This window comes from Streptomyces sp. ML-6 (assembly GCF_030116705.1).
GTDB lineage: Bacteria > Actinomycetota > Actinomycetes > Streptomycetales > Streptomycetaceae > Streptomyces.
This window is the reverse complement of sequence record NZ_JAOTIK010000001.1, coordinates 6,699,791-6,716,125: the sequence shown is the minus strand read 5'-3', so window position 1 is coordinate 6,716,125 and position 16,335 is coordinate 6,699,791. Positions and strand designations below refer to the sequence as shown.

General features: G+C 74.5%; 10 protein-coding genes. 5 read left to right on the top strand and 5 right to left on the bottom strand.

Going from position 1 to position 16,335, the window contains the following annotated elements:
* Window positions 1-7: 7 nt before the first annotated feature.
* Window positions 8-7,252, bottom strand: coding sequence for a non-ribosomal peptide synthetase (locus tag OCT49_RS29540; protein ID WP_283854845.1), 7,245 nt, complete (start codon window positions 7,250-7,252; stop codon window positions 8-10).
* A gap of 149 nt (window positions 7,253-7,401) precedes the next feature.
* On the opposite strand from OCT49_RS29540, the gene OCT49_RS29535 reads away from it, so the two are divergent.
* Complete coding sequence (locus OCT49_RS29535) at window positions 7,402-8,574, top strand: M20 family metallopeptidase (protein WP_283854844.1); 1,173 nt, start codon at window positions 7,402-7,404, stop codon at window positions 8,572-8,574.
* A 64-nt stretch (window positions 8,575-8,638) separates the two neighbouring features.
* Here the strand turns inward: OCT49_RS29535 and OCT49_RS29530 are convergent, their stop codons facing one another.
* Window positions 8,639-9,640, bottom strand: coding sequence for an ABC transporter substrate-binding protein (locus OCT49_RS29530; RefSeq protein WP_283854843.1), 1,002 nt, complete (start codon window positions 9,638-9,640; stop codon window positions 8,639-8,641).
* Between the two features lie 152 nt (window positions 9,641-9,792).
* Here OCT49_RS29530 and OCT49_RS29525 point away from each other — a divergent pair, with 152 nt between their 5' ends.
* Window positions 9,793-10,584 (top strand): ABC transporter ATP-binding protein, encoded by a 792-nt coding sequence (locus OCT49_RS29525; protein ID WP_283854842.1) that lies wholly within the window; start codon window positions 9,793-9,795, stop codon window positions 10,582-10,584.
* A 149-nt stretch (window positions 10,585-10,733) separates the two neighbouring features.
* Entirely contained in the window at window positions 10,734-11,318 is a 585-nt protein-coding gene (locus OCT49_RS29520) for a TerD family protein (protein WP_283854841.1), read from the top strand.
* A gap of 12 nt (window positions 11,319-11,330) precedes the next feature.
* Here the strand turns inward: OCT49_RS29520 and mgtA are convergent, their stop codons facing one another.
* Together mgtA and OCT49_RS29510 are read right to left on the bottom strand one after the other, a co-directional pair.
* Entirely contained in the window at window positions 11,331-14,042 is a 2,712-nt protein-coding gene (mgtA, locus tag OCT49_RS29515) for a magnesium-translocating P-type ATPase (RefSeq protein ID WP_283854840.1), read from the bottom strand.
* On the bottom strand, window positions 14,035-14,391 hold the full coding sequence (locus tag OCT49_RS29510; protein ID WP_283854839.1) for an ArsR/SmtB family transcription factor: 357 nt from the start codon (window positions 14,389-14,391) through the stop codon (window positions 14,035-14,037). The genes mgtA and OCT49_RS29510 overlap by 8 nt, the downstream gene beginning before the upstream one ends.
* Window positions 14,392-14,610: 219 nt before the next feature.
* On the opposite strand from OCT49_RS29510, the gene OCT49_RS29505 reads away from it, so the two are divergent.
* A complete protein-coding gene (locus OCT49_RS29505; RefSeq protein ID WP_283855987.1) occupies window positions 14,611-14,877 on the top strand; it encodes a GlsB/YeaQ/YmgE family stress response membrane protein in 267 nt (88 codons plus the stop codon).
* Window positions 14,878-15,091: 214 nt separating this feature from the next.
* Complete coding sequence (locus tag OCT49_RS29500; RefSeq protein ID WP_283854838.1) at window positions 15,092-15,265, top strand: hypothetical protein; 174 nt, start codon at window positions 15,092-15,094, stop codon at window positions 15,263-15,265.
* Window positions 15,266-15,523: 258 nt separating this feature from the next.
* On the opposite strand, the gene OCT49_RS29495 is transcribed toward OCT49_RS29500, so the two are convergent.
* The gene (locus tag OCT49_RS29495; protein WP_283854837.1) at window positions 15,524-15,688 is read right to left on the bottom strand and encodes a hypothetical protein; all 165 of its coding nucleotides are present in this window, start codon (window positions 15,686-15,688) and stop codon (window positions 15,524-15,526) included.
* Window positions 15,689-16,335: the final 647 nt, after the last annotated feature.

Below are 16,335 nucleotides of genomic sequence, written 5' to 3'. Positions count from 1 at the left end.
CGGGGTGTCACTTCTCCAGGTCGGTCAGGCGGTCTGCGACCACGCGGGCGATGTGCGCGATCGGTTCGGGCAGGGTCATGTCCTTGTGCGAGCAGGCGACGTCCGTGTTGTCGATGCGCCCGTTCACGTACGGCGTCCAGGTGTCCGGGGTGAGGGTGTCGTCGATGGTGTCGACGGTCGCGCGGAAGAACAGCACGTCGGCGTCGAGGCGCCGGTGGTCGAAGCCCCGGACGAGGTGGTTGGTGTTGAGGTAGGTCTCGGCCAGCGACTCCAGCGTGCCGGTGGTCAGCGCGGCCAGCGGGCTGCCCTCGCGCTGGAGCACCTCGATCACGTGCTCGGTGGTGAGCGGCTTGCCCTCCAGCGTTTCGGGGCCGTGGCCGCCCATCGCCAGCAGGGACTCCATGGCCTCGGCGTGGTCGGGCACGGGCAGGTCGCGGAAGCCCTCGGCCGGGTAGGCGTCGAGGATCGCGAGCAGTTCGACCTCCTCGCCCAGGTCCTGGAGCCGGGTGGCCATGGCGTGCGCGATGATGCCGCCGGTGGACCAGCCGAGCAGGCGGTACGGCCCCGCGGGCTGCACCTCCCGCATCCGGGTCACGTAGTGCGCGGCCAGTTCCTCCAGGGAGGCGGGCAGCGGCTCGTCGGCGGTGGCGGGGCCGACGCCCTGCGCCTGGAGGCCGTAGATCGGCACGTCGGCGGGCAGGTGCCGGATGAGTCCGGCGTAGCACCAGCTCAGCCCGCCCGCCGGGTGGACGCAGTACAGGGGGGCGCGGTCGCCGTCGCGGGCGGGCCTGAGCGGCAGCAGGACGTCCAGCGGGTCGTCGTGGCTCGCCCCGTCCGGGGCCGCGTCCAGGGCGGCGCCCAGGGCTGCGACCGTGGGCGACCGGAAGACGGTGCCGATGGAGACCTCGGTGCCGAGGGCCGCCGTGACGCGGGCGGCGAGCCGGACGGCGAGCAGCGAATGGCCGCCCAGGTCGAAGAAGTTGTCGTCGACGCCGACCCGGTCCGCGCCGAGCACCTCGGCGAACAGCGCGCACAGCTGCTCCTCGCGCGGGCTGCGCGGGGCGCGGCCGCGGGCGTCGCCAGCCGGGCGGCCGGGCGCGGGCAGCGCCGTGCGGTCCAGCTTGCCGTTGCTGGTCAACGGCAGCCGGGCCAGCTCGATCACGGCGGACGGGACCATGTGCGCGGGCAGTTCGCGGGCCGCGTGCTCGCGCAGCCGCGCCGTCAGCTCCGGGTCGGCCCCGGGGCCGGCGGCGGGTACGGCGTAGGCGACGAGCCGTTTGTCGCCGGGGACGTCCTCGCGGACGACCACGGCCACGTCGGCGACCTCCGGGCGGGCGGCCAGGACGGCCTCGATCTCGCCGAGTTCGATGCGGAAGCCGCGGATCTTGACCTGGTGGTCGGCGCGGCCGAAGTACTCCAGGGTGCCATCGGCGCGCCGGCGGGCCAGGTCCCCGGAGCGGTACATGCGGGTGCCGCTCCCGCCGAACAGGTGGGCGTGCGGGTCGGCGACGAAACGGGTCGCGGTGAGGTCGGGCCGGCCGAGGTAGCCGGCCGCCACGCCCTGTCCGGCGACGTACATCTCCCCCGTGACGCCGGGCGGTACCGGCTGGAGCCGTTCGTCGAGGACGTAGACGCGCAGGTCGGGGATGTTGACGCCGATGGTGGAGGAGGTGGCGGCGGCAGCGGTGGCCCGGTCGAGGGGGAAGTGGGTGACGTGCACGGTGGTCTCGGTGATGCCGTACATGTTCACCAGGACCGGTGCGTCGTCGGCGTGCCGGGCGTACCAGTCGTCGAGGCGGCCCAGTTCCAGCGCCTCCCCGCCGAACACCACGTAGCGCAGGGCGAGTTCGTGTCCGGGGTGTTCCCGGTCGGCGGCGGCGAGCTGGTAGAAGGCGGAGGGCGTCTGGTTGAGGACGGTCACCCGCTGCGCGGCGAGCAGCCGCAGGAAGGCGTGCGGGTCGCGGCTGGTCAGGTGCGGCACGACGACGACCTTGCCGCCGTGCAGCAGGGCGCCCCACAGTTCCCAGACGGAGAAGTCGAAGGCGTAGGAGTGGAACAGCGTCCACACGTCGTCGGGGCCGAAGCCGAACCAGTGGTCGGTGGCGGTGAACAGCCGGGTGACGTTGTGGTGGGTGACCACGACGCCCTTGGGGCGGCCGGTGGACCCGGAGGTGTAGATGATGTACGCCGGGTCGTGGGGGGTGAGCGGGCGGACCCGTTCCGCCTGGGTGAGCGGGCCGGTGGCGTGTGCGGTGGTGTCGCCGTCGACGGTGAGGACCGGCAGGTCGTGGCCGGGCAGCCGGGGCGCGGTGGCGGTGTCGGTGACGACGGCCGCGGGGCGGGCGTCGGCCAGCATGTACGCCAGTCGGTCGGCCGGGTAGTCGGGGTCGAGCGGCAGGTAGGCGGCGCCGGCGAGGGAGACCGCGAGCAGGCCGGTGACCAGTTCGGCGGAGCGCGGCAGGGCGAGGGCGACGACGGAGCCGGGGCCGATGGAGCGGGCGGCGAGCAGCCGGGCCAGGCGGTGGGCGCGGGCGGAGAGTTCGGCGTAGGTGAGGGTGGTGTCCTCGTGGCTGACGGCGATCCGGTCGGGGTGGCGGCGGGCGGCCTCCTCGTAGCGGTCGGCGAGGGTGGCCGGGGCGGTGGGGGCGGTGGGCAGCGGCTGGGCGTTGCCGTCGACCAGGGCGCGGCGGTGCTCGTCCCCGCTCAGCAGCGGCAGCAGGCCGAGGGGGGTGTCGGGGGCCTCGGCGGCGGCGGTGAGCAGCCGGGCGAGGCGGTCGGCGAGGGCCTGGGCGGTGGGGCGGTCGAACAGGTCGGTGCGGAATTCCAGGAAGCCGCCGATGCCGCCGTCGGCCAGTTCGCCGGCGTTGAGGGTGAGGTCGAACTTGGCGGTGCCGGAGGTCATGGTGGACAGCCGGGCGGTGGTGCCGGGGCCCAGCGGGAAGGCCGTGTCCGGGACCGACTGCCAGGCCAGCATGGTCTGGAAGAGGGGGTGGCGGGCGAGGGAGCGGGCCGGGTTGAGCGCCTCGACGAGGTGGTCGAAGGGCAGCGCGTCGTGCTCGAACGCGGCCAGGGTGCCGGTCCGCACCCGCTCCAGCAGTTCCCGGAAGGTGGGGTCGCCGGAGGTGTCGGTGCGGAGCACGACGGTGTTGGTGAAGAAGCCGACGAGGGCGGCGGTGGCGTCGTCGTCGCGTCCGGCGACGGGGGTGCCGAGCGGGATGTCGGTGCCGCAGCCGTGCCGGGTGAGCAGGGCGGCCAGCCCCGCCTGGACGGTCATGAAGACGCTGGCGCCGGTGGTGCGGGCGAGGGCGGCGAGGGCCGTGTGCGCGGCGGTGTCCAGGGCGAACGGGACGGTGTCGCCGTCGGTGGAGGAGACGGGCGGGCGGGGCCGGTCGGTGGGCAGGTCGAGCTGGTCGGGCAGGCCGGCCAGGGCCTGCTTCCAGTGGTCGAGCTGGGCGGTGGCGAGCGGGGTGGGCCGGTCGGGGGTGCCGAGCCGGCGCCGCTGCCATGCGGCGTGGTCGGTGTACTGCACGGTCAGGGGGGCGAACTCCGGTGCGTGTCCGGCGAGTCGGGCCCGGTAGGCGGTGGCGAGGTCGTCGGCCAGCGGGGTGGTGGAGGCGCCGTCGCCGGCGATGTGGTGCAGCACCAGCATCAGGGTGTGCCGGTCGGCGGCCTCGGTGAACAGGGTGGCGCGCAGCGGGATCTCGTGGGCCAGGTCGAAGGCGCGGCGGGCGGCGGCCGTCAGGTCCTCGCCGTCGGCGGCCCGGTGGGGGCGGGGCCGGGCCGCCGGGTCGTCGGGGGCCAGGATGTGCTGCCGGGGCAGGCTGTCCGGGCCGTCCTCGGGGACCGGGTAGACCGTCCGCAGGGTTTCGTGCCGTGCCGTCAGGTCGGCGAGGGCGGCGGTGAGCGCGTCCTCGTCGAGTGCTCCCTCGACGGTGAGGACGAGCGGGATGTTGTACGTCGGGGAGGGCCCCTCCAGCCGGTGCAGGAACCACAGCCGCTGCTGGGCCGGGGACAGCGGCAGTTCGCCGGTGCGGGGCACCGGGGTCAGCGGTACGTCGTCGGCGGGGGCGCCGGTGTGGCGGGCGCGGACCAGGGCGGCGAGGGCGGCCGGGGTGGGCTCGCGGAACACGTCGGCGACGGAGACGGGCACGTCGAAGGTCTCCCGCAGCCGGGCGGCGAGCCGGGCCGCGAGCAGCGAGTGGCCGCCCAGGTCGAAGAAGGAGGCGTCGGGCGCGGCCAGTTCCTCCTGGCCGAGCAGGTCGGCGAAGAGGCCGCGGACGACGTCGGTGTGCGGGGTGGCGGGGTGGGCGCCGGTGGCCGGGGCGGCGGGGACGGCGAGCGGTGCGGGGTCGGGCAGCGCACGGTGGTCGAGCTTGTCGTTGGCGGTGCGCGGCAGCGCGTCGAGCAGGGTGACCGCGGCCGGGACCATGTGGGCGGGCAGTTCGGCGGCGAGGTGGTCGCGCAGGGCGGCCGGGTCGGCAGCGGTGCCGGGGCGCGGGACGGCGTAGGCGAGCAGCCGCTTGCCGCCGGCCGCCTCGCGGGCGATGACGGCGGCCGCGGCGACGGACGGGTGGGCGGCCAGGACGGCCTGGATCTCGCCGAGTTCGATGCGGAAGCCGCGGATCTTGACCTGGTCGTCGGTGCGGCCGAGGAATTCGACGGTGCCGTCGGGGCGGCGGCGCACCAGGTCCCCGGTGCGGTACATCCGGCCGCCGGCGTCGCCGTGCAGGGCGCCGTAGGGGTCGGCGACGAAGCGTTCGGCCGTCAGGTCGGGGCGGCCGAGGTAACCGCGTGCCAGGCAGGCGCCGGCCACGTACAGCTCGCCGGGCACGTCGTCGGGGGCGGGGCGCAGGGCGGTGTCGAGCACGTAGAGGCGGGTCGCGCGCACCGGGCTGCCGTCGGATCCGGGGCCGGTCCAGTGGCAGGCGTCGACGGTGGTCTCGGTGGGGCCGTACAGGTTGAGCGGGTGGACGCCGTCGGTGGTGGCGAGGCGGTGCCACAGCGGGGCGGGGACGGGTTCGCCGCCGACGACGAGGACGGCGGGCCGGTGGTGGCCGTCGCCGAGCAGCCCCTCGGCGAGGAGCGCCTCGGCGTACGAGGGGGTGATGTCCAGGTAGTCGACGAGGTGGGTGTCGACGTGGGCGGTGAGGGCGGCCGGGTCGCGATAGGTGGCGTCGTCGAGCAGGTGCAGTTCGTGGCCGTGGACCATCCACAGCACCGGGTCCCAGGAGGCGTCGAAGGCGAAGGAGGCGCTGTGGGCGACCTTGAGCCGGTTGCGGCCGGTGCGGGCGACGGCGGGGGCGATGTGGTCGGTGCCGTGTCCGGCGTACAGGTTGGCGAGGGAGGCGTGGGTGACGACCACGCCCTTGGGGCGGCCGGTGGAGCCGGAGGTGTGGATGATGTAGGCCGCGTCGTCGGGGGCGGGGGTGGCGGCGGGGCGGTCGGCGGGTGCGTCGCGGAGGGCCCGGACGGTCCCGGGGGCGTCGAGGTCGATGACGGGCAGGCCGTGTTCGGGGAGCCGGGCCAGTGCCTCGGTGGTGCCCAGGACGCAGGCCGGGCGGGCGTCCTCCAGCACGGCGAGGGTGCGGGCGGGCGGGTGGCCGAGGTCGAGCGGCTGGCAGACGCCGCCCGCCTTGAGGACCGCGAGCAGGGCGGTGATCATGCCGGTGGAGCGGGGCAGGGCGAGCGCGACGGGGGTTTCGGGGCCGACGCCGTGCGCGGCGAGGTGGTGGGAGAGCCGGTCGGCGGCGGCGTCCAGTTCGGCGAAGGTGAGGGCGTCCGGGCCGCAGCGGACGGCGGTCTCGTCGGGGGTTCGGGCGGCCTGTGCGGCGAACTCCTCGGGGACAGTGGTGGTGCGGGGCTCCTCGGAGCGGCCCGCGGTCACCCGGCGTATCCCGTCCTCGTCGAGCAGGTCGAGGGTGGCGACGGGCCGGTGCGGGTCGGTGAGCAGCAGCGCGGTCAGGTGGTCGAGGCAGCGCAGGAGCGTGGCGCCGTACCGTTCGGTGTCGGCGGCGGTGTAGCGGTCGGGGGCGGCCTCCAGCACCAGGGTGAGGGTGTCGTCCGGGCCGGGCCAGGCGCCGACGGCGAGGTCCTCGACCGGGCCCGCGGCGAGGTTGCGGACGGTGCCGGACGGCCCGCCGAGGTCGAGCGGGGCGCCGTCGTGCGGCTTGATGTTGACCATCGGCCCGGTCAGCGGCGCGGTGGGGGCGGTCAGGTCCAGGTCGCGGCGCAGGTCGGCCTGCGGGTAGCGCTGGTGGCGGCGGACCTGGCGGATCTCCAGCACCACGCGGCGCAGCAGTTCGGCCGCGGTGTCCTCGGGGCGGACGGCGAGGCGCAGCGGGAGGACGTTCACGGTCATCGCCGGGGTGCGCAGCGCGGCGGGGGTGCGGCGGTTGGTCACGGGCAGGCCGAGGACGACGTCGCGGGTGCCGGTGAGCCGGTGCAGGTGGACGGCGGTGGCGGCGACGACCAGTTCGGCCCAGGTGGCCCGGACGGCCTCGGCGGCGCGGGTGACCGTTGCGGCGGACAGCCGGGTGGCGTACCGGCGCGGCCGGGGGTCCGGGGCGGTGGCCCGGCCGGGTCCGACGGGCGAGGCGGGGCCCCGGTCGGGCTCGGCGGGCGGGGCGAGCGTGACGGGGACGGCGCCGGCCATCCGCCCGGTCCAGAACTCCCGGTCGGCGGCGTACTGTTCACCGCTCAGGTACGCCTGCTCCTCCGCGACGAGTTCGCGCAGCGGGGCGAACCGGCACTCCGGGGCCTCCTGTTCGCCGGCCGCGTACAGTTCGGCGACCCGGTTGCCGAGGAGCGTCAGGGCGTAGGCGTCGACGGCTATGTGGTGGATGCGCTGGTACCAGCGGTACGAGGTGTCGCCGACGCGCAGCAGGGCCTGGGTCATCAGGCCGTCCGGTGCGTCGAGGTCGGCGGGCCGGGACAGGTCGGCGTCGATCCAGCGCCCGGCCTCCTCCTCGGGCGCCCCGTGGCCGCGCAGGTCGATCCGGTGCAGCCGGAGGGCGTGGGCCGGGTCGGGGTACTGGGCGGGGGTGCCGTCCGTCTCGGTGATCCGCAGCCGCAGGGTGTCGGCCTCGGCGACGGTGCGGCGCAGCGCGCGTTCGAAGCGTTCCTCGTCGAGGGCTCCGTCGATCTCCACGACGTCCGCGGTGTGGAACTCGGTGCCGCCCGGGGCGAGCTGTTGGGCGTAGTGGATGCCGCTCTGCGCGGTGAGCAGGGGGAACGGCTCCGGACGCTCGTTCATCTGGGGACAACTCCTCGGTTGTGAAAGCCTTGCCGCGCAGTGGGCCGCCAATGACTTAGGCAAGCCTAAGCTAAATACTTGCACGGCATGCCCGCGGGTGAACTTCGCGACGCGGGACAGTGCGACCGCACCCACCGGAAGAGGAGCCGATGACCGACCCGTACGACGACGCCGCACCCGCCCTCCGGGACGTCAAGTCCCGCATACGCAAGGGGATCGAGCAGGAGGGCGACGCCCTGCTCGACCTCAGCCGCCGCATCCACGGCCACCCGGAGACGGCGTTCGACGAGCACCGGGCGGCCGCCTGGTGCGCCGAACTGCTGGGCGCCCGGGGCTTCGCGGTGACCGCCCCGGCGTACGGGCTGGACACCGCGTTCGAGGCCACCGCGGGCAGCGGCCCGCTCACGGTCGCGGTGGTCTGCGAGTACGACGCCCTGCCGGGCCTCGGGCACGCCTGCGGCCACAACCTCATCGCCGCCGCCGGGGTCGGCGCCGCACTGGGCCTGGCCCCGCTGGCGGACGAACTCGGCCTGCGCGTACGGGTGCTGGGCACCCCGGCGGAGGAACGCGGCGCGGGCAAGGCGCTGATGCTCCGCGAGGGCGCGTTCGACGGCGTCGACGCCGCCATGATGGTGCACCCGTGCCCGTTCGAGGTCGCCGACTTCCGGTCCTTCGCGCTGGGCACCCTGTCGGTGACGTACACCGGCCGGTCCGCACACCCGAGCCTGAATCCGCACGAGGGCCGCAACGCCGCCGACGCGCTGACCGTGGCCCAGGTGGCCATCGGTCTGCTGCGCCAGCAACTGCCGCCGCAGTGGCGGGTGCACGGCATCACCACGGAGGCGGGCAGCTCCCCCAACGCGATCCCGGACCGGACGCGCGCCGAGTACGAACTGCGCGCGCTGGCGGCCGAGGACCTGACGGAGCTGCGCGACCGGGTGGAGGCGTGCTTCCGGGCGGGCGCACTGGCGACCGGGTGCGAGGTGACCCTGGAGCGCCCCGAGCCCGACTACCTGGACTTCCGGGGCGATCCGGAGCTGATCCGGCTGTGGACGGCCAACGCCCGCGCGCTCGGCCGTCCGGAGCCCGTGGAGCGGGCCCCGTTCGCCTGCACGGACATGGGCAACGTCTCGCACGCGGTGCCCGCCATCCATCCGGTGCTCGACATCAGCGGCGGGTCCTGCGGCCCGCACGAGGCCGCCTTCGCCGAGGCCGCGCTCTCGCCCGCGGCCGAACGGGCGCTGCTGGACGGGGCGACGGCGATGGCGTGGACGGCCGCGGACCTCGCCGGGGCGCGCCGGGCCGGCGACCGCACCGCCTGAGGCACGCCGGGTGCGGGCCGGCCGTACGGCGAGTACGGCCGGCCCGCACCGATATGACACGACGTCAGGAGGCGGTCAGGGCCTTGGTGATGTCCTTGATGACCTCGTCGGCGGCGAGCGGGCCGCCTCGGGTCGACCAGACGGAGCCGTTCACCGTCACCACGTGGCCCTCCTTGACCGCGTTCAGCTCCTTGTACGCGGCCTTGGACTGCACCTCCTCGAGCGCCTGCTCGCCGTCGGAGGTGAGGGTCGACAGGAACAGCCAGTCGCCGTCGATCTCGTTGATCTTCTCCAGGCTCAGCGACGGCGTGTGCGCGTTGCCGTCCTTGTTCTGCGACTTGGGCCGCTTCAGGCCCATCTCCAGCGCGATGCCGCTGGCGAACTGCTTGTTCTCCATCCAGCTGGGCCCGTCCGGGTTCCAGCGGACGATGGAGACCTCGGCCCCCTTGTTCCCGCCGAGCTTCTCGCCCGCGGCCTTGGCGGCGCTCTCGTGCTCGGAGATGACCTTGTTGGCCACGTCGAGCTTGTTCAGGGCGTTGCCGATGCCGCGCAGCGACAGCTTCCAGTCGTCGGTCGGCGCCATGGTGACGAGGGTGGCGGGGGTGATCTCGCGCAGCTGCTCGAGGACCTGCTCGTCCTGCATGTCACCGGCGAGGATCAGGTCGGGCTTGGCGGCGACGACCTTGTCCATGACCGGCTGGAGCAGGTTGCCGACGACTTCGATGCCCTCGACCTTGTCGGCGAGGTAGGCCGGCGGCTTGTTCAGACCCTGTCCGTTGGTGATGCCGACCGGCTTCACGCCGAGCGCGAGCACCGCGTCGAGCTCCTCCTGAGTGAGGGTCACGATCCGCTTGGGGTGGGCCGGGACCTCGACGGCGCGGCCGGTGGCGTCCTTCACGGTCCGGGTGGCCGATGCCGCGGAGTCCTTGCCCGAGGACCCCTTGGAGTCCTTGTCGCCGGAGTCCGCACCACAACCGGTCACGAGGAGCGCGGCCGCACCGACCGCGGCGGCGACCCGGGCCGCGCGACGCGGCAGGATCAGGGAGGGACGGCTGGACAGGGTCATGGGAACTCCACGGTTCACGGAAATGTACGAACTGCGCGGAGGGCAGGCCGATGGCTCACAGCCGCCTCAACACCCCCGCCGCAATGACTAAGGTTAGCCTTACCTCAGGCTCATCGAGCAAGGGGTCTCGTCATTCCGAAAGGGCGGTCCAGATGGAACTGCGCACCGAGCAGCTCATTGCCGGATATTCCGGACGTACGGTCGTCGACCGCGTCGACGTGACGGCGCCTTCGGGCCATGTGGTCGCGATCGTCGGGCCGAACGGCTGCGGGAAGTCGACGCTGTTGCGCTCGATGGCCCGGCTGCACGCCCCGGAGTCGGGCCGGGTGCTGGTCGACGGCGAGGACGTGTGGCGGATGCGGCAGCGGGAGGCCGCGCACCGCATCGCCCTGCTCCCCCAGGCCCCGCAGGCGCCGGAGGCGGTCACGGTGGCGGGCCTGGTCCGTTACGGACGCCACCCGCACCAGGGCCTGTTCCGCCAGTGGTCCCGCGACGACGAACGGGCGGTCGAGCGCGCCCTGACCGCCACCGGGACCGCCGCACTGGCCGACTGCCGGGTCGAGGAACTCTCCGGCGGTCAGCGGCAGCGGTGCTGGCTGGCCATGGCGCTGGCCCAGGAGACCCCGGTCCTGCTGCTCGACGAGCCGACCAGCGCGCTCGACATCGGGCACGCCGTCGAGGTCCTGGACCTGGTGCGGCAGATCGCCGCCGACGGCCGCACCGTCGTCATGGTCGTCCACGACCTCGCCGCCGCCGCCCGTTACGCCGACACGCTGATCGCCATGCGGGACGGCCGGGTCGTCGCCTGCGGCACCCCGCGCGAAACCATCGACCCCGCGCTGGTGAGGGAGTTGTACGGCGTGGAGGCCGAGATCCTGACGGCCTCGTCGGACGGATCGCCGGTGGTGGTGCCGGTGGCGACCCCGGCCGCCGTCCCCGCCTGACGGGGCGGCACCGCGGGCCCGCGCCGGCGTCCGCGGCTGCGTGCGCGACCGGCGGCGACCGGCGGCGGGCGGACCGGGTGTGCGGGGCCCCAAAGGCTCCGGGCACACTCTGTGTGTCGCATTACCGCCAGCAAAGGGATGATCCACGCATGATTACGCTCAAGAAGGAAGACGGCCCGGCGGACCTGGACGGAGTGACCCATCTGTCCATAGGGGTGTCCTGGGACCCCACCGCCGGAAGCAGCGGCGGGATGATGGGGATGCTGCGCCGCAAGTCCGGGACGGACCTCGACCTGATCGCCGTCGCGATGCAGGGCGCGGACCCGGTGCGCCTGGCGGGCCTCGACTCCCTCGATCCGATGGGCAACGGCTCGCTGCTCCACAGCGGCGACAACCAGACCGGTCGCGGGGACGGCGACGACGAGACGGTGACGGTCGAGTTCGCGCGCCTGCCGGAGAACATCACGTCGATCGTGTTCATCGCCGCCGCGTACAAGAAGGGCAGCTCCTTCCAGAAGGCGCGCAACATCAGCTTCAAGGTGTACGACGCGACCGGCGGCAGCTCCCAGCAGGTGGCCGACATCTGGCCGAGCCTGCTCACCACCGACAACGGCTGCGCCGTGGCCAAGGCCATGCGGGTCGGCAACGCCTGGAAGCTCGAAGTGATCAACACGACGGGGAAGATCAAGCAGGGCAACGAGCACGCGCTGATGCGCTTCGCCATCAGCAAGTAGCCCCGGCCCGGCTCACGCGACCGGCGGCCGGGGCCGCGTGTCGCGGTTCCCCTGGCGGCGGACGGCAATCGCGAGGGCCGCCGCGTACAGCCCGAGCACCGCCACGAGCAGCGGGTAGTAGAGGGCGGGCAGCGCCGTCATGCCCAGGGGCGGGCCGAGCGGGGAGAGCGGCAGCAGCAGCCCGGTGACGGCGAGTCCGGCCGCCGCCCTGCCGACCGGGCTGCCGCCGCGGGCCCCGGCCGTGCGGCGGCCGGTCCGCAGGAGCACCATCACCAGGGCCTGGGTGAGCAGGTTCTCGGTGAACCAGCCCGAGTGGAACACCGCCTCGTCGTCCGCGCCGCCGGGCCCGTACAGGGCGAGGGCGAGCACCCCGAAGGTGGCCAGGTCGGCGACGGCGTTGAGCGCCCCGAAACCGGTGATGAAGCGGAGCAGGTCCCGCGGGCGCAGCGCCGTCGGGCCCTTGAGCGCGGCGGGCGCGGGCCGGTCGTAGGAGAAGGTGAGCTGGGCGGCGTCGAAGCACAGGTTCTGGACGAGGGCCTGGGCCGGGAGCATCGGCAGGAAGGGCAGCAGGAGCCCGGCGAAGAGCATGGCGATGACGTTGCCGAGGTTCGAGGACAGCGTGATGCGCAGGTACGTGGCGATGGTGACGCCGCTGTGCCGGCCCGCCGTGATCGCGTGGTCGATCGGGGTCAGGTCCTTGCCCCGGCCGGCGAGGATCACGTCGGCGCTCTCGCGGACCATGTCGACGGCGTCGCGCGGGCAGATCCCGACGTCGGCCGCGTGCAGGGCGGGCAGGTCGTTGACGCCGTCCCCGAGGAACCCCGCGGTGCGGCCCGCGGCCCGCAGCGTGGTGACGATGCGGGCCTTGTGCTCGGGGGTGCAGCGGGCGAAGACGGTGGTGCGGTCGGCGAGTTCGGCCAGTTCCGGGCCGGTGAGTCCGTCGATGCGGTCGGCCGTGCACACCTCCCCCGGGTCCAGCCCCAGGTCCCGGCAGGCACGGGCCGCGGTGCCCGGGTGGTCGCCGGTGAGCACCTTGACGGTGACGCCGCGGTCGGCGAGGACGCGCAGGGCGCCGGCCGCGGAGGGGACGAGTTCCTCGCGCAGGGCGACGAAGCCCACGAAGGTCAGGCCGCGTTCGTCGGCGGGGGTGTACGGGCGGTGCCGGGCGGGGCGTTCGGCGGTGGCGACCGCCAGGAGCCGCAGCCCGTCGTCCGCCCGGCCCGCCGCGAGCCGGAGCAGCCGTCGGCGCCGGTCCTCGTCGAGGGCGCACCGTTCCAGCACGCTCTCGACGGCGCCCTTGACGACGAGCGTGTCCGTGCCGAGCCGGCCCGGCACGCGCACCACGGCGATGGAGAGGCGGCGGGCCGGGTCGAAGGGCACGGCCGCGACCCCGTCGTGGGCCTGCGCGTCCTGCGCGTCGGCCGCGTCGAGGATCGCCTCGTCCAGGGCGTCGGGGACGGGCAGGTCGGCGAGTTGGAGCGTCCACCAGGCGTTCACGGCGGCCCAGCGCAGGACCTCGGGGTCGTCCCGCCCCTCGGCGTCCAGGCCGCGCACCACGACGGGGCGGTCCCGGGTGAGCGTGCCCGTCTTGTCCAGGCACAGCACGTCGACCGCGCCCAGGTCGTGCAGCGCGGGCAGCCGTCGGACGATCACGCCGTGGGCGCGGGCGAGGAGCGAGGCGCCGCGGGCCAGGCAGGTGGTGACGACGACCGGCAGCATCTCCGGGGTGAGTCCCACCGCCACCGCCACCGCGAAGGGCAGCGTCTCCAGGCCCCGGCCGCGCAGGGCGGCGTTCGCCATCAGCACCAGCGGCGGCGTCACCAGCATGAACCGGATGAGGGTCCAGGAGATCCCGTGCACGGAACGGTCGAAGGCGCTCGGGCCGCGCGGGTGCACGAAGTCGTGCGCGGCGGCGAACCGGGTGCGCGCCCCGGTCGCCACGACCACCGCGGTGCCGCTGCCCGACATGACGCTGCTGCCCTGGAAGCACGACTGCGGCTCGCCGAACGGCCCCTGCTCCGGCGCCCCGCTCCCGGACCCGCCCGGCGCGTCCGGCCTCCCGCTCCCCGGCCGGCCCGGCGCGTCGACGGGGTACTTGGCGACCGGGGCCGACTCGCCGGTCAGCGCCGCCTGGTTCACGCTCAGGCTGTTCGCGCGCAACAGCCGTACGTCGGCGGGGACGAGGTCCCCGGGCCCGAGCCGGACCACGTCCCCGGGCACCAGTTGGTCGACCGGGATCTCGCGCGGCACCGGGTCCGCGTCCCGCCCCGTGCGGCGCACCACCGTGGCGGTGGTCGCCACCAGTTCCCGCAGTCCCGCCATCGACCGGTCGGCCCGGTACTCCCCGGCCGACCGCAGCGCGCAGCTGACCGCCACGAGCACCGTGATCACACAGGCCGGGCCCCAGGACGCGACGGCCACGGACACCAGTCCGAGGCAGAGCAGCACCGCGGTGAACGGGTCGCGGAGGCTGCGCAGGAACCGGCCGGGCCACGAGACCGTCCGCCGGGCGGGCAGGGTGTTCTCGCCGTACCCGGCCAGGCGTTCCTCGGCCTCCTCGTCCGTCAGACCGTGGGGGCCGCTGTCCAGGGTGCGCAGCACCTGGAGCGAGGTGGGGCCCGCCGGGGTGCCGCCGGTCGCGGGGGCGCCGGCCGGCGCCGGAAGGGTCCGCGACGGGAACGGCACCACCAGGCCCCGCCCCTCGGTCGCGGAGGTCTCAGGCACCGGTCCGGCGGAGGGTGCGCGAGGGGGTGGAGGCGGCACGTGCGGCCAGCCGGGCGACCATCATCCGCACCACGGCCACCACGTCGGGGTCGTCCACGAAGTACACCATCCGCCGGCCGTCGCGGCAGGAGCGGACGAGCCCCGCGAGCTTCAGCTTCGTCAGGTGCTGGCTGACGGCGGGCAGCGCACCGCCCACCCGCTCCGCGAGTCCGGTCACGTCGCTCTCGCCCTGGGCCAGCGCCCACACGATGTGCAGCCGGGCCGGGGACGCCAGCAGTCCGAAGGACGCGGCAGCCTCCGTGAGCACCTCGGCGGGCGGGTCCTCGAAGCCGTCGACGTCCGTCACCACCGTCGTCCCTTCCTCTTCCCGGCTCGCTTGCGGACCCAAGTCTAGGCAGTGCCCGACGGCTGCCGTCCGGCCGCACGGGGACGCGGGGCGGGCGCGGAGCAACCACCCCCGCCCGCCCCGCGTCCTCACCATCGTCCGTACAGTTGCGCAACCATGCAATGCACTCGCCGGCCGGGGCCGTTCCCGCCCCGGTGCGGCCCGATGAGGGGAATGACGAACGTGGGCATCATCAGCTGGATCATCCTCGGCCTCGTCGCCGGAGTCATCGCCAAGATCCTGCTTCCCGGCCGCGATCCCGGCGGCCTGATCGGCACCACCCTCATCGGCGTCGCCGGTGCCTTCGTCGGCGGCTGGCTCTCGGCCCACTTCTTCGACCGGCCGGTGGAGAAGGAGTTCTTCGACCTGACCACCTGGGGAGCGGCGATAGGCGGCTCCCTCGTCCTGCTCATCGGTTACCGCCTCCTCTTCGGCAACTCGCGGAACTGACCGGGAGCACCCTCCCCCGGGCCGGTTCCCCGGCCGGCCCCGCACCCCGTGGACACACCGCCGCCCGGCCCGGCGCGGCGCCCCGGGTGCCGGGTCCTCGAACATCCGATCACGCACTCCGGTGCCGTGACCGACCGCTCGGCCGCCGTCGTTACCTCTGCGGAGTTCCCGCGACGGGCGGCTCCGCCGACGCGACGACGGGTGGTGCGGACGGATGGGTGCAGCAGGTGCGGAGGTCCGGCCGGCGTGCCGGGCCGGGACGCGGCGCGAGGCGGCGTACGCGCCGTGCCACCCGGACGCGCCCGGCGGCCCGGAGCCGGAACGCGCCTGCGACGGGCCCGGCAGGAGCCTCCTCGTCCGGTTCGCGCCGCTCGGCGCGATCGCATGAGCCGGGGCCCGGCCCCGACCGGGTTCCCGCTGTGACCGGCCGGGTCAACAGGGGAGGGGCCGTCCCGCGCGCATGACGCACGGTACGGCCCCGGCCCCGGCCGGATGCGGCCCCCTCCGGCCCCACCGGAAGGAGCCGCGCTTCCCCACAGCCTGCCCACCCGCCGCCTTCCGGTCCTCCCCGCGGGTCCCCGGAGAACGTGACCGCGCCCTCCCCAAGCATCATCGACAACGAGCAATGTGGGCCAGGAGGAGAAGTTCACGGGGCCGGGTTTCCGTTCTCCACCGTCCAGCCGATGTCGGCTCGGCCGTGCCGGCGGCAGTGGTGGGGTTTGGCTCGGTCGTGGCACTGATAGCCGAAGCCGTGCTGGAGGGTAATAGCGCGGCGGTTCGTCCAGTCCTTCAACGACGATGGCACGGTCATTGACCTCGACCTCACCGATCGCGCCGAGCCCGCGCGCCTCCTGCGTGACGGTTTTCAGGTCCGGCCGGTTCCAGGCGGCCTGGCACTTCGCGAGCTGTGCGGGCGGGCAGATGTCACATAGCTCGCGGATGCCGTAGTGCCCGTTGCAGTCGGCCTCCCCGTGCGCGTACGCGACACCGCACGATGTATTGCGGAACAACGCTCCCCAGGGGGGTCCCCCACCTGGGCCTGGCCACCACCGAGGTGCATCCCGCCTCCTGGCCCGCTGCCTCGGACGACTGGCCGCGCCTAGTCCGTGACCGTCCATGAGGTAATCGGCCTGTGCGCCGCCCTCGCGTTCGCAACCGACGCCCTCGACCTCTCGAATCACCTCTCCGGGGTCTGACCGGGAAACCACAGAAGGCCGCCTCGCGCCGATCAGGCAGGGGCGGCCTTGCCGTGCGCCCACCCACGTGTTGCGCCCGCTCGTCTCCGACAACGAGGAGGACACGATGGCCGACGACCAGCAGCTCTGGGGCTACACCGAGGTCGCCGCGCACCTGCGCATCAGCATCGGCGCGGCCCGCAGCTGAAAGAGCCGGGGCAGCCTGCCCGCGCCCGACGACGACAGCGTGCCGGACCGGCCCCGCTGGAGGCCGGCCACGTTC